This window comes from Longimicrobiaceae bacterium, assembly GCA_035936415.1.
Lineage (GTDB): Bacteria > Gemmatimonadota > Gemmatimonadetes > Longimicrobiales > Longimicrobiaceae > JAFAYN01.
This window is the reverse complement of sequence record DASYWD010000381.1, coordinates 1-4,326: the sequence shown is the minus strand read 5'-3', so window position 1 is coordinate 4,326 and position 4,326 is coordinate 1. Positions and strand designations below refer to the sequence as shown.

4 protein-coding genes are annotated in these 4,326 nt (G+C 74.3%); all 4 read left to right on the top strand.

Features of this window, described 5'->3' with window-relative positions; translation table 11 throughout:
* On the top strand, positions 1-1,163 hold a 1,163-nt coding region (locus VGR37_15410), incomplete at its 5' end, for a thioesterase domain-containing protein (GenBank protein ID HEV2148792.1).
* Positions 1,164-1,198: 35 nt separating this feature from the next.
* Complete coding sequence (locus VGR37_15405) at positions 1,199-2,329, top strand: 3-oxoacyl-[acyl-carrier-protein] synthase III C-terminal domain-containing protein (protein HEV2148791.1); 1,131 nt, start codon at positions 1,199-1,201, stop codon at positions 2,327-2,329.
* 21 nt (positions 2,330-2,350) lie between these two features.
* Positions 2,351-2,881: a flavin reductase family protein gene (locus VGR37_15400; GenBank protein ID HEV2148790.1), complete on the top strand. Its 531-nt coding sequence runs from the start codon at positions 2,351-2,353 to the stop codon at positions 2,879-2,881.
* Positions 2,878-4,326, top strand: a 1,449-nt coding sequence (locus VGR37_15395) for a cation:proton antiporter (GenBank protein ID HEV2148789.1), incomplete at its 3' end; no start/stop codon positions are given. The genes VGR37_15400 and VGR37_15395, both read left to right, overlap by 4 nt.

Sequence of the window (4,326 nt, the reverse complement as noted above, 5' to 3'; positions counted from 1 at the left end):
GGGACGAGCTGCGCGCCGCCCCCGCCGGGGAGCGCCGCGCGCTGCTGGAGGAACGGATGCGCACGCAGGCCGCGCGCGTGCTGGGGGTGGCCCCCGGGCGGCTGGACTCCCGCATCGCGCTCCAGCGCCTGGGGCTCACCTCCATGATGACCTTCGAGCTGCGCAACTGGCTCAAGATGGCGCTGGGCGTCACCGTCGACATGGACGACCTGGCGCCCACCCAGAGCGTGGCGCAGCTCACCGCGCGCGTCCTCGCCCTGTTCGAGGAGGCGGCCGACGAGGACGCCGGGGAAGAAGCCCCGGTCCCGGCGGAGCCCGCGCCGCGCACGGCCCCGGTCCCGGAGGCGGAGCCCGCGCCGGCCGCCGCCGTCGCCTCCGCGGTCCTGTCCGCCGGGGGGGACGAGGACGCCGCGTGGATCGTGCGGCCCCGCCCGCTCCCCGACCCCGCCGCGCGCCTCCTCTGCATCCCCTTCGCGGGGGCGGGCCCCTCCGCCTTCCGCGGGTGGGCGGAGGCGCTCCCGGAGGGGGTGGAGCTGGGTGTGGTGCAGCTCCCCGGGCGCGACGGCCGCCGCGGGGAGGAGCCGCTCACCCGCGTCACCCCGGTGGTCGACGCGCTGGCCTCCGCCATGGAGCCGCTGCTGGACCGCCCGTACGCCGTGTTCGGCCACAGCCTGGGCGGGCTGCTGGGCTTCGAGCTGGTGCGCGAGCTGCGCCGCCGCGGGGCCCCGCTCCCCGCGCACCTCTTCGTCTCCGCCAGCCGGGCGCCACACCTCCCGGACCAGAGGCCGCCCATCCACCGCCTCCCCGAGGACCGGCTGATCACTGAGCTGCGGAAGATGAACGGCACCCCGGAGGAGATCCTCCGCGAGCTGGAGCTGCTGCGGCTCTTCCTCCCGCTGGTGCGCGCCGACTTCGCGATCCTGGAGACGTACCTCCACCGCAACGAGGCGCCGCTGGAGCTCCCGGTGACCGCCTTCGGGGGTCACGACGACCGGCGCGTGGAGCGGCCGGAGCTGGAAGGGTGGGCGGAGCAGACCTCCGCCGGCTTCGAGCTGGAGATGTTCCCCGGAGACCACTTCTACTTCCGCGGCGCGCGCGACGCGCTGATCGCGCGCATGACCGCCGTGCTCCCCCTGGGCGAGCCCCTGGCGCACGGCGCCTGACCCCCACGAACCGGACCCGAACCAGAGGAATCCCGATGAAGGCCTGCATCGCCACGACCGCCACCGTCAAGCCCGAGTACTTCTACACCCAGGAGTCGCTGGCCGCGCTGCTGCGCAAGTACTGCCTGGCCATGGGCTACGAGTTCGACCTGGAGGTGATCGACAGCCTGTTCGAGAACGCCATGATCCAGGGGCGCCACTTCGCCCTCCCGCTGGACAACTTCTACGACCCGCCCACCCGGGGCGAGCTGGGGCGCGCCGGGATCGAGGTGGCGCTGGGGCTGTGCGAGCAGGCCGTCCGCACCGTGCTCGACCGCGCAGGGCTGGGCGCCGAGCAGGTGTCGATGATGACCTCCATGATGACCACCGTGTTCTCGGTCCCCACCATCGACGCACGGCTGATGAACCGCCTCCCCTTCCCGCGCAGCCTCAAGCGCATCCCCCTCTCGGGGCTGGGGTGCATGAGCGGCGCCGCGGGCGTGTCGCGCGTGGCCGACTACCTGGACGGCCACCCGGACCAGGCCGCCATCCTCCTGTCGTGCGAGCTGGGCGGCTCCGCCTTCTGGCAGGGCGGCCTGCAGGGGTACATGAAGGACACCATGGACCGCCTGGCGGAGGACCCCACCGCGTACCGCGACCTGATCTCGCAGCTGGTGGCCGCCGCGCTCTTCGGCGACGGGGTCGCCGCCGTGCTGATGGTGGGGCGCGACCACCCGCTGGCGGGCGACACCTTCCCCCGCGTGGCCGACACCCGCTCCATCACCGTGGCCGACAGCGAGCACGTGATGGGGGTGGACGTGCTGGACAGCGGCTTCATGAACGTGCTGAGCCCGGACGTCCCGGAGTACGCCAGGGGCGCGCTGCGCGACCTCACCTCCGAGCTGCTGGGCGAGCACGGGCTGGAGGTGTCCGACGTGAAGCACTGGATCGTGCACCCGGGCGGGCCCAAGGTGCTGGACGCGGTGGAAGAGGGGCTGGGGCTGGACGCCGAGTCGCTGCGCCTGAGCCGCGACGTGCTCTGGCGGATCGGGAACGTCTCCGCGCCCACCGTGCTGTACATGCTGGAGGAGAGTCTGAACGGCCACCGCCCCGCCGCGGGCTCCACCGGACTCCTCCTGGCCATGGGCCCCGGCTTCTCGGAGGAGGCCGTCCTCCTCCAGTGGTGACCCTACTCCACGCCGATTCGCATGAGCATCGATCCCGCGGGATTCCGCCGCATCATGGGGCACGTGGCCACGGGCGTCACCGTGGTCGCGGCCCGCCACCCCGAGACCGGGCGGCTGCACGGGCTCACCGCCAGCTCGCTCACCTCCGTCTCGCTGGAGCCGCCGCTGGTGCTGGTCTGCATCCAGACGCGGCTCAGCTCGCATGCCTGCATCGGCGCCGCGGGCGGGTTCTCCGTCAGCGTCCTGGCCGAGGGGCACGAGGAGCTGTCGCGCCGCTTCGCCCGCTGCGACGTGGACGACAAGTTCCGGGGGCTCCGCTTCCGGACCGTGCACACCGGCGCGCCCGTGCTGGAGGACGCGCTGGTGTGGATGGACTGCCGGACCTGGGCCGCCTATCCCGGCGGCGACCACACCATCTACGTCGGCGAGGTGGTCGCCGCCGGGGCCCGCGACGGGAGCCCCCTGCTGTACCATCGGGGCGCCTACGTCCGGGTCTCCCCCGCGTCCGCGTCCGCGTCCGTCGCCACCGCCGTCGCGGAGAGCCGGACGTGACGCTCGCCCGGTCCGCCCTGCTGTACGCGGGGCTCATGGGGCTGCCGCTGCTGGGGGTGGCCGCGGTGCTCCGGGCCGGGCAGGGCCTGGCGGCGCCGCCGGCCCCGCCCGCCGGGGCGGCGGTGGGGGGCGTCCTCGCCGGGGGCGGCGGGGCGATTCCGGGCGTCCTCCTCTTCGTGGCGCAGGTGGTGGTGGTGCTAGCCGCCGCCCGCCTGGTGGGACGGCTCTTCCGGCGCCTGGGCCAGCCGCAGGTCGTGGGCGAGATGGCGGCGGGGATCTTCCTGGGCCCCTCCGTGCTGGGCTGGGCCGCCCCCGGGGTGTTCGAGCTGCTCTTCCCCGCCGGGAGCCTGGGCGGGCTCGCGGTGCTCAGCCAGGTGGGACTCCTCCTCTTCATGTTCCTGGTGGGGCTGGAGCTGGATCCGGGGCTGCTGCGGGGGCGGGGGCACACCGCGCTGGTCACCAGCCACAGCTCCATCGCCTTCCCCTTCCTGCTGGGGGTGCTGCTGGCGCTCTTCCTCTACCCGCGCCTTTCCGATGCGTCGGTGGGCTTCTCCGCCTTCGCCCTGTTCATGGGCGCCGCCATGAGCGTCACCGCCTTCCCGGTGATCGCCCGCATCCTGGGGGAACGGGGGCTGCTCCGCACCCGGCTGGGGGCGGTCACCCTGGCCTGCGCCGCCGTGGACGACGTCACCGCGTGGTGCATCCTGGCCGGGGTGGTGGTGCTGGCGCGCTCCATGGCGGAGGGGCTCCCCCTGTGGGCGACCCTGGTGGGCTCGGCCGCGTTCGTGGGGGCCATGTTCTTCGTGGTGCGCCCGCTGCTTCGCGGGCTGGGGCGGCGGTACCGCGGCCGGGGCGCCCTCTCGCACGACCTGCTGGCGGTGGTGCTCGGGGTGCTCCTCCTCGCCGCCGCGGCCACCGAGTGGCTGGGAGTGCACACCCTCTTCGGGGCCTTCGTCGCGGGGGCCGTGATGCCCCGGGACGAGGGCTTCGTCCGCGAGCTGGAGGGGAAGCTCCACGACCTGACCGTGGTGCTCCTGCTCCCCGTGTTCTTCGCCTTCACCGGGCTCCGAACGCGGCTGGAGCTGGTGAGCGGGCCGGAGATGTGGGGCTACGCCGCGCTGGTGCTCCTGGTGGCGGTGGCCGGGAAGTTCGGCGGGTCCGCTGCGGCGGCGCGGCTGACCGGGATGAGCTGGCGCGAGGCCGGCGCGCTGGGGGTCCTGATGAACACCCGCGGGCTGATGGAGCTGGTGATCCTGGGGATCGGGCTGGAGATCGGAGTCATCTCGCCGGCCCTGTACGCCATGATGGTGCTGATGGCGCTCGCCACCACGCTCATGACCTCGCCGCTGCTGGAGCGGGCCTATCCCGCGCGGCTGCTCGCGGCCCGGCCGCACGCCGCAGCGGGGGAGCCGTCCGCCGGTCCGGGGGTGCTGGCCCGGCCGGCG